The organism is Aeromonas sp. Y318-3 (genome assembly GCF_027706185.1).
Taxonomy (GTDB): Bacteria; Pseudomonadota; Gammaproteobacteria; order Enterobacterales; family Aeromonadaceae; genus Aeromonas; species Aeromonas veronii.
In genome coordinates, this window is sequence record NZ_JAPDCN010000013.1 from 1 (window position 1) to 16,652 (window position 16,652).

Below are 16,652 nucleotides of genomic sequence, written 5' to 3' on the forward strand. Positions count from 1 at the left end.
CCTTTGGTGAGCGCGTGACTGACCGTGGAGAAATGGCCCAAGCGTTGTCAGGCTTTATGGCTCGCGCAGCCGAGAAGCTGCGGGCCGAGGGGATGTGTTGCCAGCGGGTGCACCTGTTCGTGCGAACCAGCCCCTTTGATGAACGAGCTCCTTACTACCGTGAGCAGGCGGGCATCCGGCTGGTCTGCCCTAGCGATGATACCCGGTTGCTGCTGCAGCAAGTGAACGTGCTGCTAGCGCAGATTTGGCGCGATGGTTACCGCTATCAGAAGGGGGGCGTCATGCTGAGTGAGTTCACCCCCAAGGGGCAGCAACAGGCCGATCTGTTTGCCCCGTCCTCCGCTCAATCGGACGCGCTGATGGCAGTGATGGACCAGATCAAAGCCAAGGGATTGGGGCGCGTAGGCTTTGCCAGCCAAGGCGCGGGGTCGCCTGAGTGGATGATGCGACAAGAGCACCTGAGCCCCTGCTACACCACCCGCTGGGAGGACCTGCCGGTAGCTAGGTAAGTGGATACAGTAATGTGCCTACCGTTTGCTAGATGTGGTACCCCACGTGGTACCCCAAGCCCAAAAGCACAAAGTGTTAGCTTCGCCAAGAAGCTAACCCTTTGTTTTATATGGTGCCGATAAGGGGGATCGAACTCCTGACCTTCGCATTACGAATGCGCTGCTCTACCAACTGAGCTATACCGGCTTGTTGCTCTCCACATTCATAAAAAATGACCGGCAAGTCAATTGAGCCAGCTCGATTTTATGAGTTGGCTCATGGTGTTAGAGCCCGATTTACAGATCGACAAACTCGGGGATATGGGCCCGGCCGCGGCTTTCGAGAAATTCGAGCAGGGCACGGGGGGAGCGCACCAGGATCCGCTCTTGCGGGAAGCCCGCTTCGGTCACCAGACGATGGCAGTGGTCAAAATCGCCAAGAGTAAATGCCACGTGGGAATCGGAGCCGAAGGTGAGATAGGCCCCCAGATCTCGCGCGGCTTCGACGATGGCACGGCAATTACCTTCGCTACCCGGGCGCGAGTGAATGAAGGAGGAGTTGTTGATCTCCAGCGCTACCCGATAGTCGGCCGCCGCCTTGACCACTGCCTGAATGTCGATGGGAAATGAGGGGTTGCCCGGGTGGCTGATCATATCGACCCGGCCACTCTTGATGGCGTTGATCATCGCCTGGGTGTGGGTTGCCTGATCGCAGGGAGGGAATACCTGCTCATGAAAGCCCGCCATGATCATGTCCAGACGCGACTCGTAACGCTCGGGAAAATCGATCTCCCCCTCCAGGTTTTTGATGTTGGCCTCGATACCCCGCAGAATCCCTACCCCATCCACCACTCTTGGCAAGATCGGCAAGTTGGCAAAGTGCCAGACATGAGGGGCATCGGCCATCTCGGGCCCGTGATCCGTGGTGGCAAACAGCTTGATCCCCTTGGCCCTGGCTATCGGCAGATAGTCGTGGATGGTGCTGTAGGCATGGGTGCTGGCAATGGTGTGAGTGTGGGTATCGACCGGGTACTTCATCTTCTCTCCCCTCATATTTTGAAAGGGCAGCATAGCAAAGAGCGGCAGCTTGGGCCACGCCAGTGCTTGCCACACTTTGTCACAAAATACCGCGAAGCTGACATAGTCTGAGGGGCTCTGGCTGGCATACTGCCCCCGTCGATACATGCCTGAACTCGCATCGACAGTTTGCTGTCAGGATGACGCGAACTCACTTTCCCCACCGTCGCGCCCTGCGGCGGTTTTTTTTGCCTGCAAACCGCAAACCGGTAACAGACGCGCAAAAAAAGGCCCAACTAGCATGGTGCAGGTTGGGCGAGACTTAATGTTTAATTGCAGTGGCATAGATATAGAGTCCTGCTTTTTGACTAAGTTCCGCCCACTTTGCTTTTTTCATCGAAAAACATTCCGCTAACACTCATTCACATTCCCTTGACACTTCACGTTATGAAACGTACTTTTTAAACATTCGTTTAAGTGAGGTGTCCAGTGAGTAAAATCGATACCAAAAACCGTATTCTCGACGCCGCTGAAGTGCTGTTTGCCGAGCGGGGATTCGCCGATACCTCTTTGCGTCTGATCACCAGTGAAGCCGACGTTAATCTGGCGTCGGTGAACTATCACTTCGGCTCCAAGAAGGAGCTGATCCAGGCGGTACTCGACCGCTATCTGAGCCTGTTTATGCCCGATCTCGATGCGCGCCTGCGGGTACTGATGGAGCAGGAGCAGCTGACCCTGCTGCAACTGTTTGAAAGTTTTGTCGAGCCGCTGATGAAGCTCTCGGCAGTGCGGGCCAACGGCCCGGCCATCTTCATGCAACTGCTGGGGCGCGGCTATATCGACAGCCAGGGCCACCTGCGCCGCTTTATCACCGCCCACTATGGCCCCATTTTGCAGCGGATCACCCAGGCCATCTCCAAGGCCAATCCGGCCCTGTCGCCCGCGGATCTCTTCTGGCGCCTGCACTTCACCCTGGGCACCGTCGTATTCACCATGGCCTCTGCCGATGCCCTGCGCGACATCGCCCTGGCCGATTTTGGCCAGCAACTCGATGTGGAAGGGCTGGTGCGCAACGTTATTCCTTATCTGGCGTCCGGAGTCGGGGCGCCCGTGGAGTCGACCAGGCTCTCCCTGGCCGTGTAACAACCAACAATAAATCAACGGAAACAGTGAAATAGAAGGAACTTCGGTATGATCACATTGCTTGTCCTGCTGGTGCTGGCGATAGCCGTTGTGCTCGGCGTGCCCTCCATCCGTAAAAAGGTGGTAACCAGTCCGGTGTTCGGCATCTTCAAAAAGATTCTGCCGCCCTTGTCAGCTACCGAGCGGGAGGCCATGGAAGCCGGCTCCGTCTGGTGGGATGGCGAGTTGTTTCGCGGCAACCCCGACTGGAAAAAACTGCACGGTTACGGCAAGGCCGAACTGACCGCAGAGGAGCAGGCCTTTATCGACAATCAGGTCGAAACCCTGCTCGCCATGGTTGACGACTTCAAGATCGTCAACGAAACCAAGGACCTGCCGGAGCCGGTGTGGGACTATCTGAAGAAGGAAGGCTTCTTCTCCCTGATCATCCCGAAATCCTACGGCGGCCGCGAATTCTCGGCGATCGCCAACTCCACCATCGTCACCCGCATTGCCACCAAGAGCCTGAGCGTGGCGGTTACCGTCATGGTGCCGAACTCCCTCGGCCCAGGCGAGCTGCTGATGCACTACGGCACCCAGGCCCAGAAAGATTTCTGGCTGCCGGGGCTGGCTAGTGGCAAAGAGGTGCCCTGCTTCGCCCTGACCGGGCCGGAAGCGGGCTCCGATGCAGGTGCCATTCCTGACAAGGGAATCGTCTGCAAAGGGATGCACAAGGGTGAAGAGGTGCTGGGTATTCGCCTCAACTGGAACAAGCGCTACATCACCCTGGCGCCGCGCGCCACCGTGCTGGGACTTGCGTTCAAACTCTATGACCCGGAAAAACTGCTGGGTGACAAGGAAGAGCTGGGCATCACCTGCGCGCTTATCCCCACCAGCCACCCCGGCGTGCGCGTCGGCGATCGCCACTACCCCATGGGTCTGGCGTTCCTGAACGGCCCGACTTTCGGCAAGGATGTGTTCATTCCGCTCGACTGGATCATCGGCGGCCCGGATTACGCCGGCCGTGGCTGGCGCATGCTGGTTGAGTGCCTCTCCGCCGGTCGCGGCATCTCGCTGCCTGCTCTGGGCACCGCTTGCGGTCACATGGCGAGCCGCACCGTGGGCGCCTACTCCTATGTGCGCAAGCAGTTCGGCATGTCCATCGGCAAGTTTGAAGGGGTGCAGGAAGCGCTGGCCCGCATCGGTGGCCTCACCTATCAGCTGGAAGGGGCACGTCGCATGACTGCAGGTTCGCTGGACTTGGGTCAGGCGCCGGCCATCGTCACTGCGATTTCCAAGTACCACATGACCGAGATGGCGCGCCAGATCATGGATGACTCCATGGACATCCACGCCGGCCGTGCAATCCAGCTGGGGCCGAAAAACTACACCGGCTACGCCTACATGGGGATTCCGGTCGCCATCACGGTGGAAGGGGCCAACATCCTGACCCGCAACCTGATGATCTTCGGGCAAGGGGCTACCCGCTGCCACCCATACGTCTTTGCCGAGCTGGAAGCGGCGGCCGATACCGACGTGGAACGCGGTCTCGAGAAGTTTGACGCCCTGCTGATGAAGCACATCGCCTTCGGCGCCGGCAACTTCTTCGGCTCCCTGTTCCAGGGGCTGACTCTGGGTCAGTTCAACAGCGCGCCGGTAGCTGGCGAAACCGCCCGCTACTACAAACAGCTGTCCCGTATGAGTAAAGGGCTGGCCCTGTGCGCCGACGTCTCCATGCTGATGCTGGGTGGCGATCTCAAGCGCAAGGAGATGATCTCCGCCCGTCTGGGTGACGTGCTGAGCCACCTCTATCTGGCCTCCGCCACCCTCAAGCACTACGAGGATCAGGGCCGCATGGTCTCCGATCTGCCGTTCGTGCAGTACGCGGTGGAGCGCAACCTCTACCTGATTGGCAAGGCGTTCGAGGGCTTCTTCCAGAACTTCCCGAACAAGGTGGTGGGTGCCGTACTCAAGCGCGTGGTGTTCCCGTTCGGCGTCGGTTACAAGATGCCGGCCGACGATCGCTGCCACGCCATCTGTCTGGCCATGATGAAGCCGGGCGAGTTCCGCGACCGTCTGACCGCCCTCTGCTATGTGGGCAAAGACGAGGCGGATCCGGTCGGCCTGATGGAGCGCGCCTTCCAGGCCATGGTCGCTGTGCAGCCCTACGAGAAGAAGCTGGTGCAGGCCCAGAAAGAGGGCAAACTGCCCCGCAAACTGGCACTGCCGGAGCTGGTTGCCGCCGCACTGGCCGGTTCCATCCTGAGCAAGGACGAAGCGGACAAACTGCTGGCCGCCGATGCCCTTCGCTACGAAGCGATCCAGGTAGACAACTTCGCCCCGGGCGAGCTGGAAGGCTTCTCCCAGCAAGCAAACAAGCAGCCAAACAAGGTCGAACACGCCGCCTGATCCCCTGGCAACCCTGTACCAAACCGGCCCTCGTGGCCGGTTTTTTTGTTTGTTAACCATGCATTTACAAGCCGGGAGAATTCCAGTTAAATGCTTGAGTCCCTGTTGCAGGGACTTTGGAAGCAAGGCCAGCGGAATGGCCGATAACAACAACTCAGGAAGAGTGAATGAACCTCGCCAAAACGGCGATCGAACGCCCCATCTGGGTGGCGGTCTCGATCGTGCTGATTTTCCTGCTGGGCCTGCTCAGCATCCGGGGACTGCCGATCCAGCTGTTCCCCGACATCGACCGTCCACACCTCAACATCTCGGTGAGCTGGCGTTCAGCCTCTCCCCAGGAGATGGAGTCGGAGATCACCGACCCCATCGAGCAGGAGATGCAGGGGGTACAGGGGCTCAAGAGCCTTGTCAGCAACAGCTATCCCGGCTTTACCGAAATCGACATGGAGTTTGCCCTCGGCACCGACATGCAACGGGCCCAACTCGATGTGATTTCGCGATTGAACCGGGTCTCGGGACTGCCGGACAAGATTGGCGGCCCCTACGTCAACAACTACAGCAGCAACGATACCCTCACCTTCTTCTTCATCCAGCAACTGCCCGGCGCCAAAGGGGTGATCGATGATCATCAGGCGTTGATCGAGGCGCGGGTCAAACCCGAGCTGGAACGCATCGAAGGGGTCTCGACGGTCGCAGTCGAGGGGATCAACGAGCGCCAGATCCAGATCCGCTTCGACCCCTACCGCGCCGCCGAGCTGGGAGTGGAGATCCCGGTGCTGGCCAGCCGGGCCACCACCGGCTGGGACGTGTCGGCCGGTACCCTCGACATCGGGCGCTGGGAGTACAAGCTGCGCTTCGCCGGTCGCTACGATGTCGAGACGCTGGGAGACAAGGTGGTGGACTGGCGCAATGGCCTGCCCATCTATCTGCGGGATGTAGCGGAGGTAAGGGTGGCCAGGGAAGAGAACCCGGTGCTGCGGATCCAGAACGGCAATACCGCCATCGCCGCCCAGATCTTCAAGGAGAGCGGCGCCAATGCCCTGGCATCCCTTGAGGCGATCAAGGCCCGGGTGAACGAGCTCAACCGCGAGGTGCTGGAGCCGGTCGGGCTGCACATGGAGCAGTCGTTCGATGCCTCCCTCTACATCAATCGCGCCGTCAGCATGGTCACTGCCAACCTGGGGCTCGGGGTGCTGCTCTCTTGCGCCATCCTCTGGCTCTTCCTGCGCCAGCTCAAGGCGACCCTGATGATTGCCCTCGCCATCCCCATCAGCATCATGCTCACCTTCTGCCTGCTCAAGGTGATGGACCGCACCCTCAACATCATCTCGCTGGCGGGCATCGCCTTTGCCGTCGGTATGGTGCTCGACGCCGCCATCGTGGTGCTGGAGAGTATCTACCGGCGCCACGAGCGGGGGGATTTGAGCAAGGCGGAGGCGGCGCTCGAAGGTACCAGCCAGGTGTGGACGGCGCTGGTCGCCTCCACCCTCACCACGGTCGCCATCTTCCTGCCGGTGCTGCTGCTCAACGATGTGGAGGGTCAGCTGTTTGCCGATCTGGCGCTCACCATCGCCTGCGCCGTGACAGTCTCCATGCTGGTCGCCGTCATCGTGCTGCCTGCGGTGGCGGCGCGCTGGATGGGGCGTGAAACGCTGACCGATCCCTATGAGTCGCTGTGGCAGCGCACTACCCGTCATGTGATCCGCTGGACCTCGACCTCACGCCAGCGCTGGGCGGTCATCACCCTGATGATGAGTCTGCCGGCACTGGCCACCTGGGCGCTACTGCCCAAGATGGACTATCTGCCGGACGTGAAACGGGACGCGGTGGATGTCTGGATGAACTTCACCCCCGGGGTCAACCTCAAGGCCCAGCGCGAAGAGGTGATCGATACCCTGATCGCCCGCCTCGCCCCCTACATGAAGGGGGAGAAAGAGCCTGCCCTCAAGAACTACTACATCTTGCGCTACCCGGGGGGCGCCCAGATTGGCGTGCGCCCCAAGGACGAGACCCGCATCAAGGAGCTGGAGAGCCTGTTGATGAAACAGCTGCTGGTGGGTATTCCCGACACCCGGGTGTTCGGCGGTCAGGGGTCGCTGTTTGGCGGCTTTGACAGCGAGAACGGCGTCTCCCTGCTGCTGCAGGGAGGCAACCTGCCCGAGCTCTATCAGGCTGCCCGTGCCAGCATGGGGATCCTCAACAAGGACTTGCCGGGAGCACAGATTCGGCCCGAGCCGAGTCTCGACTTCACCGCCCCCGAGCTCAAACTGGTGCCGCAAGATCGGCGTCTCGCCGAAGTAGGTTGGGATCGCACGCCCCTGCCCACCATCATCCAGACCTTTGGCGACGGCTTGCGGGTTGGCGAGTATTTCGACGGCGAGGATCGGCTCGACATCATGCTGATGGGGCAGAGCTCCGCCAATCCGGACGAACTGAAGGCAGTGCCGCTGGCCACTCCCTCCGGGCGCATCGTTCCCCTTGGCGAGCTGCTGCGGGTGGAGCATGACATGGGCCCGGCCAGCATCTTCCGGGCCGATGGGCGGCGCAGCATCAGCCTGCAGATAGCGCCCCCGGCAGGCATGACCATGGAGCAGGTGCTCGACACCCTGAAAAACCGCAGTTTTGCCGCCATCCGCCCCCTGCTGCCCGCTGGTGGCGAGCTGCGCATTGCCGGCAACGCCGACAGCCTGCAACAGGCGCTCGACAATCTGGGGACCATCTTCCTGTTTGCCGTGGTGATCCTGCTGGTGCTGCTGTGGGGGGTGTTTGCCTCCCTCAAGGATGCCCTGCTGGTGTTGCTCACCCTGCCCCTTGCCTCGGTTGGCGGCGTGCTGGCGCTGCAACTGAGCGGGCTGCTGGTGCCGCTGCCGATGGATCTGCTCACCATCATCGGCTTTGTCATCCTGCTGGGACTGGTGGTCAACAACGCTATCCTGCTGGTGCATCAGACCCGCACCGCCGAGCGGGACGGCATGAGCCGTCAGCTGGCGGTAGCTGATGCCTTGCAAAGCCGGATGCGCCCCATCGCCATGACCAGCCTCACCAGCATCTTCGGCATGCTGCCGCTGATGCTGAGCCCGAGCGAGGGGAGCGAAATTTACCGCGGGCTCGCCACCGTCATTGTCGGCGGCATGAGTTGCAGCACCCTGTTTACCCTGATCCTGTTGCCTGCCTTCCTGCGTCTCGGGGAGCAGGTGGCGATCCCACAACCCCTGCGCCAGCGGGCCTGAGCAAGGAGCTCATCGATGACACATATGATTACCCGAATGTTGGCTGGCGCTGCGCTGATTGCAGGCAGTGCGCTACCGGTATTGGCCGATCAGGGCAAGATGGTGACCCTGGCGGATGTGACCCAAGGGGATGCGGCCGCCAATATCTGGGTCAGCGGCACGGTGGCGAGTCGCCAGCAGGCGGCACTCAGCGCCGAAGTGAGCGGCCGGGTGGAATGGATCGCCGAATTTGGCAGCCGGGTCAAAAAAGGGGATGAGCTGCTGCGCCTCGACAGCGCGGCGCTGCGCCTCTCGCTGGAGCAGGCTCGCGCCGAGCAGGCGAAATGGCAGAGCAACTTGCGCTTCGCCCGCGCCGAATCCCAGCGGATCACCCGACTGCACCAGCAAAAGAGCGCCTCCCAGAGCCAATACGACAAGGCCAGTTACGATGTGGAGCAGGCCGCGCTGGCCGAGCGGCTGGCCGCCATACAGGTGAACCAAATTGAGGAACAGCTGCGCCGCAGCCACATCTATGCCCCGTTCGACGGAGTGGTGAACAACCACTTCATCCAGCCCGGCGAGCATGTGGACGCGGGCGAGCAGGCGCTGGAGCTGGTCAACCCGGATCAGCCGGATATCCGCCTGCAGGCCCCCATTCTCTGGGCCCAGCAGCTGGCGCCGCAAACCCGGCTGCGGGTGGAGGGGGAGCAGCTGAGCGGTCACGGCGTCTATTACCAGCGGGCCGCCAGCGCCGATCCCAAGTCGCGCCTCATCGAGCTGCGCCTCAAACCGGAAGCGGGCACTTTCATCATCGGCTCGCCGGTACGGGTTGCCCTGCCACTGGGGGAGCAACAGAGCATGCTGCTGCCCCGGGACGCTCTGGTGCTCGGCACCGATGGCAGCGTGGTCTATCAGGTGGCGCGAAGCGGCAAGGCGCTCAAGGTGAATCGGGTGCCGGTCACCGTGCTGTTTGGCGACAGCCAGCAGGTGGCGGTGAGCGGCGCCCTCAAGCAGGGGGATCGGGTGGTGGTGCGCGGTGCCGGCAGCCTGCAGGATGGCGACACCATAGCGCTGTTCAAGGGCTAACCACGCCCGACGCCGGCTGGCCAATCTTTACCCGCTTGACCCGGAACATACAGCCAAACGGGCCACAGTTTGCTATCTTGGCGGCCATCACTCGCGTTTAGAGCAATCAACACCCATGAGCATTATTTTGGGCATCGATCCGGGTTCGCGGATCACCGGATACGGGGTTATCCGGGTCGTGGGCGGCAAGGCCGAATACTTGGGCTCTGGCTGCATCCGCACCGATTGCGGCGAGCTGCCGGAGCGCCTCAAGCAGGTCTATGACGGGGTATGCGAGATCATCACCCAGTTCAAACCCACCGAGTTTGCCATCGAACGGGTCTTTATGGCCCGCAACGCCGACTCGGCCCTGAAGCTGGGGCAGGCCCGGGGCAGCGCCATCGTCGCCGCGGTCAACGCCTATCTGCCGGTGAGCGAATACTCTGCCACCCAGATCAAGCAGGCAGTGGTCGGTACCGGCGGCGCCGCCAAGGAGCAGGTGCAGCATATGGTGACCCATCTGCTGAAACTCTCAGCCACCCCGCAGGCGGATGCGGCAGATGCCCTCGGCGTCGCGCTCTGCCACCTCCACACCCGCCAGAGCCTGATCAAGATGGCCGGCCGCGCCAGCAGCTCGGTACGTGGCCGCTATCGCTGAGCCCTTGTGTCCCCCCACGGCTAATCTCGGTATCGTTAAATAAAAAACCGCCCCGGAACTCCGGGGCGGTTTTGTTTTGGGCGCGGAATAGAGAGCAATCCGGAGAGCAAGGTCATGCACGCCAGCTCCATCAAAAGTTGCAATCGAGCGACACGTGCGCCGACGTGACGAGCAACTCGATTATCATCGTAAACCCGTACCGTATTGCCATCAGACACAACGCCAAAGAGGCTTATAAATCACACTCTTGGCAATAGATACTTGCTTTCAATTAGTCGTGGCCGCAAACAATACAACCTCGAGTTACAAACTGATATGAATCACGCCAAGGAAGAATTAGATATGGAAAAAATCGGACTTTCCGCTATCGCCCTTCTGCTATGTGGTTGTTCTGCTGCTGGCGTCGTAATAAGCAACGACCCTTGGCAAAATCTGGCCCAAGCAGATGTGCTGATTGAACATGGGCGGGCAACCGCTGCAGAAAAACTTATCGTCGAAGCCAGACACCTTTGCAAGGAAGACGCGGTTTGCCATGCCATGGCAGATAGAGAATATGCCCTGCTACTCCTATCTTCTTCCGTTGGTTCTACTTGGGCAGAACACTATAAAGAACAAGGATTTATAGATCAGACAGTCAACCTGCAAAACAGGACAATCAAGGCAGCAGCATATCTGGAGCAGGCCGCCACTCAGCTAAATACAACAACCGCTTACGACAAGCTGAGCAATGTGCAGCTACTAAAAGCCTCTGTCTATCAGGAACTGCAGGATCAAAAAAGTACCTGTTCATCCCTGGCTCAAGCGCTGACAGCCTACCAAGATAATCTGCGCCATAACCCAGGCGCAGCCCCGCAGGGGGTGGATGGTTACGCCTCGCTGGGAGACTATATCATCGCACGGCAGAAAGCCGTTCGCTGTATGTAAACAGGTATCTTATGGTTCAGTGCCCCTTGCCAGCATTGGCAAGGGGTTCTGTGTTAAACCACCTCCCCCAGCGCGCCGATCAGGGAGTCGAGCCCTTGGTCAACCTTCGAGCGCGGGCAGCCGACGTTGAGGCGGATATAGCCTGTGCCTTCCGGGCCGTAGGTGTCGCCGCGCATGATGGCGACCCGGTATTTCTCCACCAGCAAGGTTTGCAGCGCATCCATCCGTTCGGTGGAGTCGATGCCGAGGCCGCGCAGGTCAATCCAGGCGAGATAGGTTCCCTCGGGCACCCGATAGTCGATGGCGGGGAAGGCGGCGTTGAGTCGCGCCGCCACATGGTCGAGGTTGCCGTGCAGATAGCTTTTCAGGGCATCGAGCCAGGCAGCGCCGTCCCGATAGGCACTGATATGGGCCAGCACCCCGAGAATGGGCGGCGATGAGAGGCCATGGGCCGCCTTGAGCCGCTGCAGATAGGCGGCCCGCGCCGCTGCGTTGGCGATAAAGGCGTAGGCGCCGCCAAGGGCGGGAATATTGAAGGATTTGGAGCCCGAGCTCACCAGCGCCCAGTGATCGTCCGGTGCCACCTCGCTCCACGGCAGATAGCGGGCAAAGCTCACATCCATATGGATGTCGTCCGAGATGACCTTGACCCCGTGGCGCTGGCAGATGGCGGCCATCCGGCCGAGTTCATCCCGCGTCCAGACCCGTCCAGTGGGGTTGTGGGGGCTGCAGAGCAGCAAAATCCGGCAATCGGGGCGAGCGGCTTGCTGCTCGAAACATTGCCAGTCGATCTGGTAACTCCCCTGCTCTTTTTTAAGCGGACAGGGCAACAGCACCCTGTCGTTGGCAGTCAGCATATTGCCGAAGGCATCGTAGGCAGGGGTATGCACCAGCACCCCTTCCCCCGGCGCCGACCAGAGGCTCACCAGCTGGGCAATCACATAGATGACCGAGGGGCCGTAGACCAGCGTCTCGGGGTCGAGGCTCGCCCCGTAGCGGTGAGCAAACCAGTCGCTCACCGCCCCCTTGAAGTCGTCGTGATTCCAGCGGCTGTAGCCAAATACCCCGTGCTCAAGGCGGGTTGCCAACGTCTGGCGAATGCAGGGGGCGGTCTCGAAATCCATGTCGGAGATGGTAAAGGGGAGCAGATCGGCATGGCCAAAACGGTCGGCTACATAGTCCCACTGGGTGCAGTAGGTGCCGTGGCGGTCGACCACGCGGTCGAAGTCATAAATATCGTGCATGAAGTTTCTCCCTCCATAAACAGGAGACATATTGGGAGAGGCAAACAAGGGGGGCTTGCGCCCCCCGTTCGGATCTTATTGGCCGGTTCAGGCCCCCATCAGGCTCTGCAGCTGGTTTTTCACCAGATGCACCTGCGGGCCGATCACCACCTGCAGGTTGTGCTCGTCGAGCTTGATCACCCCGATGGCGCCGTTCGCTTTCAATACCTTGTCATCGACCCGGCTCATATCCTGCACCGACATCCGCAGGCGGGTGATGCAGTTATCAAGCGCGAGGATGTTATCAGCGCCGCCCAGCGCATTGAGGATGATTTCACCGTTGTAACCGCTGTTGCCTGCCTTCTTGCCTGCGGGCTGGGCAGCCTCGCTGGTTTCAATTTCGCGGCCCGGGGTCTTCAGGTTAAAGCGCACGATGGCGAAGCGGAACACGCTGTAGTAGATGGCAAACCAGATAGCGGCCGCGACCGGCACCAGATACCACTTGGTGGCGGTGCCTTGCAGCACGCCGAACACCAGAAAATCGATGAGGTTGCCGTCAGTGTTGCCGATGGTGACGCCGAGCAGCCCCATGGTCATAAAGCCCAGACCCGTCAGGATGGCGTGAATAACGTAGAGCACCGGTGCCACGAACAGGAACAGGAACTCCAGCGGCTCTGTGATGCCGCCGATGGCGCAGGCCACCACGCCGGAGACCAGCAGCGCCTTGATCTTGCCGCGATTTTCCGGGCGAGCGCAGTGATACATGGCGAGCGCCGCGCCCGGCAAGCCGCCGAGGAAGGCAGGCATCTTGCCCTGCGAGAGGAAGGAGGTGGCAGAGACCGAGAAGCCGGAAGTATCGGCGCAGGAGAGCTCGGCGTAGAAGATATTGAGGGCGCCGCTCACCTCGTGACCGCATACCAGCTGGGTGCCGCCCGCTTCGGTAAAGCGAATGAGCGCCACCAGAATGTGGTGCAGACCGAGCGGCAGCAGCAGGCGCTCACCGGTACCGAACAGGAAGGGGCCGAAGGGACCGGCGTGGGAAATGAGTGCCCCGATACCGTTGATACCGGCGGCAAACCAGGGCCAGGCGAACGGCACGACCAGACCGACGACACCAAGCACCAATACAGTGATGATGGGCACGAAGCGGGCACCGCCGAAGAAGGCGAGCGCATCGGGCATCTTGTAGGTGTAGAAACGGGCGTGCAACTTGGCGACGATCACCCCGACGATGATGGCCCCCAGGATCCCGGTGTCGATGGAGCTGATACCGAGGATCGATTTCACCCCGTAGGCCTTCTCCGCCGCCGCGTCACCGATGACGTTGGCCACGGTGAGGTAGAAGTTGATGGAGAGGTTGAGCGCCGCATAGCCAACGAAACCGGCAAAGGCCGCGACCCCCTTCTCTTCCCGCGCCAGCCCGAGCGGAATGGCCACCGCAAACATCACCGGCAGGTAGATAAAGGCTACCAGCCCCACCTTGGTCATCCAGAGGAACAGCAGTTGCAGCACGGTATTGTCGAGGAAGGGCATGCTCTGCTTGACCGCATCGCTGGTGAGCGAGCTGCCGACACCGAGCAGGATGCCCGAGAAGGCCAGCAGGGCGACCGGCAACATAAAGGTCTTGCCGAGGCTCTGCAGGAACTCCCAGATAGTGGATTTGGCTTGAGGCTTGGCCATGAAACGGCTCCTTGTGAATAGACAGCAATATCTGCGGCTGCCCTCCCCCGCTCGAGGCAATCTCGACGCAATCTCGAAGCAAAAGGCGCGGGTCAGCATCAGGTTTTGCTGGATGATAAAACGTTTTATCAAACTACAAGTGCCGACAAGATCACAGAAAAAGGGGGCTGACTGGCAGCAGGTTCCAAATTTGTGAGCCGGATCGGCCCAATGGTGATGTAACGTTTCACTTGAGCATCTGAGCAGGTATGCTGGGGCCTCGCTTTCAACTGTCCGTCGTCCGTTCGCCCTATGTCGCCCAAATCCCTCTCTGCCAAAGCCACCAAGATCACCGATGTCGCCCAGCGGGCGGGAGTGTCGGTCACCACCGTCTCCATGGTGCTCAACGGCAAGGGGCGCATCTCCCCGGCCACCGCCGAGCGTGTGCAACAGGCGATAAAAGAGCTCGACTACGTGCCCAACAGCGCCGCCGCCAACCTGCGCAGCCAGCAGTCCAATCTGGTGGGGCTGATCCTGCGCGACATCACCGACCCCTTCTATACCGAGGTGACCGCCGGGGTGAGCGAGGTGCTGGAGCAGCAGGGCTATCTGCTGTTTCTGACCCAGTGCGGCCACAGTCCGGAGCGGCTGCAGCAGAGCATCCACTCCCTGTCACGGCAAGGGGTGGCGGGCATCATCTTCAATCCGGTGCGCGGCGCGGCGGCAAAAACCCTGGAGACCCTGCTCGACTCCGAGCTGCCGGTGGTGTGCGCCGCCCGCTCCTACTATCGTGATGACGTAGATTTTATCGGCCCTGACAACACCCACGCCGCCAAGCAGGCCACCACCTACCTTATCGAACAGGGCCACCGCCATATCGCCTACGTCGGCGGACGGACCGACTCCCTCACCCGCGCCGAGCGCATCGGCGGCTACTGCGCCAGCCTGCTGCAATATGGCCTGCCCTTCAAACCTGAGTGGGTACTGGAGTGCGAACGCACCCAGCGCAGCGCCGCCGACACCATCGCCCAACTGCTGCACCAGCACCCCAAGGTGACCGCCGTGCTCTGCCACTACCCCGAGGTGGCGCTCGGCGCCATCTATGGCGTTGAGGCGAGCGGCCGCACCGTGGGCAAGGATAACTACATCGGCCAGCAGGTGGCCCTGCTCGGTTTTGACGACGTTGCGGAGGCCGAACTCACCTCCCCCGCCCTCACCTTTGTCAGCTCACCGGCCCGCGAAATCGGCCGTCAGGCGGCAAGGCGCCTGCTGACCCGGATGCAGCAACCCGAGCTCGCTCCCAACCGCCATATCATCACCCCCAACTTGCAGAAGCGAGAATCAGCCTGAACTAGCTGGACAAGCCCGAGCTCACCCCACCCGCCATATCATCATCGCTCACCAGCAAACCGCAGAAGCGGGCATCGGCCAGAAGCACACGGCTGCGGCGCGCGGGCAAATAACAAAGAGGGGGCGCAAAATGTGAGCCTGCTCACTGCGCTGGCAAGGAGAGATTGAGAGTCAAGTGGAGAGGAATATGATGGGCGCCCGCATCTCTTTACGAGCCCCTTTATGAGCAACCCGCACGACCAGAATCCGCCAACTGAAATCCATCGCTGTGACAAATGCAGGGAGCGTACCCGCCATATCGTGGTGCTGGTCGCCCGCGATCACAGCCAGGACATCATGCCCAAGGATCCGCGCAAAGCCTTCTGGCAAGCCTTTACTTCCAGCAGCATCACCAACTGGGCGTTTGGTGAAACACTGGCCCACCAGACCACCCATGTAAAACATCTGATCTGCGAACGCTGCGGGGAGAAGTTTCTGGAGTATTGAGTGGCTGCTGCCCCTGACAAGAGGCAAAGCTCAGCTTGCGGTCGCCGCACCAAGCGGACATATAACACCCACTTAATGAGCAATTTATTGATCTTTGGCAGGTTTTTGCCCGACTGCGGTTTTACCCTGCCCCTCTCTCGATTAATATGCCCCACTTGGCAACCACTCTTGCAGAGATAACCCTGTGCAGCCGTTTCGCCATCCACCACATCGCCGGAAAACAGCAGCAGGCTGGAGGCTGTAATCCACGGGCGGTAGCGTGGGGTTTGTAGGTTGGTGCAGGGCGAAGCCCAACAACCGATATATTGATAGAATATTCGCTAACGTCCGATTACGCTTCGCTAATCAGACTTACGGTTCTTAACCAACATGCTTGCGATTCCTTAATAGTAACTAAAAAAAGGATATTTATGAAATTCAAAACCGAACAAGAAGAATTCTGGGCTGGAGATTTTGGTAACAGTTATATCTCTAGAAATAAAGGCCATGAATATTTAGAGTCCAATGTTGATTTTTTTAAAAAAGTCTTTTGCGCCACTAAAAATATAAATACAGTTATTGAATTGGGTTGTAATATAGGCTTGAATTTACAAGCATTACATCAGATAAACTCAAAATTAAAGCTGTGTGGATATGAGATAAATGAAAATGCTGTTAACAAAGCCAGGGAATTAAATATTGCATCAATTCACCATGAAACAATTATAGAAAATATCCCAGCTAACATTAAGTATGATTTAAGTTTCACTAAAGGGGTCTTGATTCATATCAACCCAAATGAATTGGATAATGTATATAACAACCTGTATAACTTATCAAATAGATACATTTTGATTTGCGAATATTACAACCCAACACCTGTTACAATAGAGTATCGTGGACATGGCGAGCTATTATTTAAGCGAGATTTTGCAGGAGAATTGATAGATAAATACAATTTAAGACTGGTTGATTACGGATTTATCTATCATCGCGCCCCCCGCTACCCACAAGATGACAATACATGGTTTTTACTTGAAAAAAGTTAAAGCAACTTACTTAA

Annotated in this window: 13 protein-coding genes and 1 tRNA gene; 10 read left to right on the forward strand and 4 right to left on the reverse strand. The window is 59.5% G+C overall.

Annotation, left to right across the window (positions count from 1 at the left end):
• A partial coding sequence (locus OKB77_RS16815) for a DinB/UmuC family translesion DNA polymerase (RefSeq protein ID WP_270817990.1) occupies positions 1-509 on the forward strand: 509 nt, incomplete at its 5' end.
• Positions 510-620: 111 nt separating this feature from the next.
• Here the strand turns inward: OKB77_RS16815 and OKB77_RS16820 are convergent.
• Positions 621-696 (reverse strand) — tRNA-Thr (locus OKB77_RS16820).
• An 89-nt stretch (positions 697-785) separates the two neighbouring features.
• Positions 786-1,526 (reverse strand): phosphatase, encoded by a 741-nt coding sequence (locus tag OKB77_RS16825; RefSeq protein WP_088869562.1) that lies wholly within the window; start codon positions 1,524-1,526, stop codon positions 786-788.
• Positions 1,527-1,994: 468 nt separating this feature from the next.
• Between OKB77_RS16825 and OKB77_RS16830 the strand changes: the two genes are divergently transcribed.
• The 6 genes from OKB77_RS16830 to OKB77_RS16855 all read left to right on the forward strand — a co-directional run bounded on the left by OKB77_RS16830 (position 1,995) and on the right by OKB77_RS16855 (position 10,892).
• Positions 1,995-2,648, forward strand: coding sequence for a TetR/AcrR family transcriptional regulator (locus OKB77_RS16830; protein ID WP_005334507.1), 654 nt, complete (start codon positions 1,995-1,997; stop codon positions 2,646-2,648).
• 48 nt (positions 2,649-2,696) lie between these two features.
• Positions 2,697-5,036: an acyl-CoA dehydrogenase gene (locus OKB77_RS16835; RefSeq protein ID WP_270817991.1), complete on the forward strand. Its 2,340-nt coding sequence runs from the start codon at positions 2,697-2,699 to the stop codon at positions 5,034-5,036.
• A gap of 167 nt (positions 5,037-5,203) precedes the next feature.
• Positions 5,204-8,266, forward strand: coding sequence for an efflux RND transporter permease subunit (locus OKB77_RS16840; RefSeq protein ID WP_270817992.1), 3,063 nt, complete (start codon positions 5,204-5,206; stop codon positions 8,264-8,266).
• 15 nt (positions 8,267-8,281) lie between these two features.
• Positions 8,282-9,331 (forward strand): efflux RND transporter periplasmic adaptor subunit, encoded by a 1,050-nt coding sequence (locus OKB77_RS16845; protein ID WP_270657464.1) that lies wholly within the window; start codon positions 8,282-8,284, stop codon positions 9,329-9,331.
• A 115-nt stretch (positions 9,332-9,446) separates the two neighbouring features.
• Positions 9,447-9,968: a crossover junction endodeoxyribonuclease RuvC gene (gene ruvC, locus OKB77_RS16850; RefSeq protein WP_005334512.1), complete on the forward strand. Its 522-nt coding sequence runs from the start codon at positions 9,447-9,449 to the stop codon at positions 9,966-9,968.
• Positions 9,969-10,310: 342 nt separating this feature from the next.
• Positions 10,311-10,892: a hypothetical protein gene (locus tag OKB77_RS16855; RefSeq protein WP_270817993.1), complete on the forward strand. Its 582-nt coding sequence runs from the start codon at positions 10,311-10,313 to the stop codon at positions 10,890-10,892.
• A gap of 53 nt (positions 10,893-10,945) precedes the next feature.
• Here OKB77_RS16855 and OKB77_RS16860 read toward each other — a convergent pair whose 3' ends face one another.
• Complete coding sequence (locus tag OKB77_RS16860; RefSeq protein ID WP_270817994.1) at positions 10,946-12,136, reverse strand: MalY/PatB family protein; 1,191 nt, start codon at positions 12,134-12,136, stop codon at positions 10,946-10,948.
• An 87-nt stretch (positions 12,137-12,223) separates the two neighbouring features.
• Positions 12,224-13,795 carry a maltose/glucose-specific PTS transporter subunit IIBC gene (gene malX / locus OKB77_RS16865; protein ID WP_270817995.1) on the reverse strand — a complete coding sequence of 524 codons (1,572 nt, stop codon included), beginning with the start codon at positions 13,793-13,795 and terminating at the stop codon, positions 12,224-12,226.
• Positions 13,796-14,086: 291 nt separating this feature from the next.
• Here malX and OKB77_RS16870 point away from each other — a divergent pair, with 291 nt between their 5' ends.
• From OKB77_RS16870 to OKB77_RS16880, 3 genes are all read left to right on the forward strand, one after another.
• Positions 14,087-15,124: a Mal regulon transcriptional regulator MalI gene (locus OKB77_RS16870; protein WP_270817996.1), complete on the forward strand. Its 1,038-nt coding sequence runs from the start codon at positions 14,087-14,089 to the stop codon at positions 15,122-15,124.
• Positions 15,125-15,346: 222 nt separating this feature from the next.
• On the forward strand, positions 15,347-15,610 hold the full coding sequence (locus OKB77_RS16875; protein WP_270817997.1) for a hypothetical protein: 264 nt from the start codon (positions 15,347-15,349) through the stop codon (positions 15,608-15,610).
• A gap of 410 nt (positions 15,611-16,020) precedes the next feature.
• Complete coding sequence (locus OKB77_RS16880; protein ID WP_270817999.1) at positions 16,021-16,638, forward strand: pseudaminic acid biosynthesis-associated methylase; 618 nt, start codon at positions 16,021-16,023, stop codon at positions 16,636-16,638.
• Positions 16,639-16,652 lie beyond the last annotated feature (14 nt).

Bases quoted from the DNA above. Each gene is read 5' to 3' on its own strand.
- OKB77_RS16825 (WP_088869562.1), bottom strand. From the start codon at position 1,526: ATGAAGTACCCGGTCGATACCCACACTCACACCATTGCCAGCACCCAT.
- OKB77_RS16835 (WP_270817991.1), top strand. From the start codon at position 2,697: ATGATCACATTGCTTGTCCTGCTGGTGCTGGCGATAGCCGTTGTGCTC.
- OKB77_RS16840 (WP_270817992.1), top strand. From the start codon at position 5,204: ATGAACCTCGCCAAAACGGCGATCGAACGCCCCATCTGGGTGGCGGTC.
- OKB77_RS16845 (WP_270657464.1), top strand. From the start codon at position 8,282: ATGACACATATGATTACCCGAATGTTGGCTGGCGCTGCGCTGATTGCA.
- ruvC (WP_005334512.1), top strand. From the start codon at position 9,447: ATGAGCATTATTTTGGGCATCGATCCGGGTTCGCGGATCACCGGATAC.
- OKB77_RS16855 (WP_270817993.1), top strand. From the start codon at position 10,311: ATGGAAAAAATCGGACTTTCCGCTATCGCCCTTCTGCTATGTGGTTGT.
- OKB77_RS16860 (WP_270817994.1), bottom strand. From the start codon at position 12,136: ATGCACGATATTTATGACTTCGACCGCGTGGTCGACCGCCACGGCACC.
- malX (WP_270817995.1), bottom strand. From the start codon at position 13,795: ATGGCCAAGCCTCAAGCCAAATCCACTATCTGGGAGTTCCTGCAGAGC.
- OKB77_RS16870 (WP_270817996.1), top strand. From the start codon at position 14,087: ATGTCGCCCAAATCCCTCTCTGCCAAAGCCACCAAGATCACCGATGTC.
- OKB77_RS16875 (WP_270817997.1), top strand. From the start codon at position 15,347: ATGAGCAACCCGCACGACCAGAATCCGCCAACTGAAATCCATCGCTGT.
- OKB77_RS16880 (WP_270817999.1), top strand. From the start codon at position 16,021: ATGAAATTCAAAACCGAACAAGAAGAATTCTGGGCTGGAGATTTTGGT.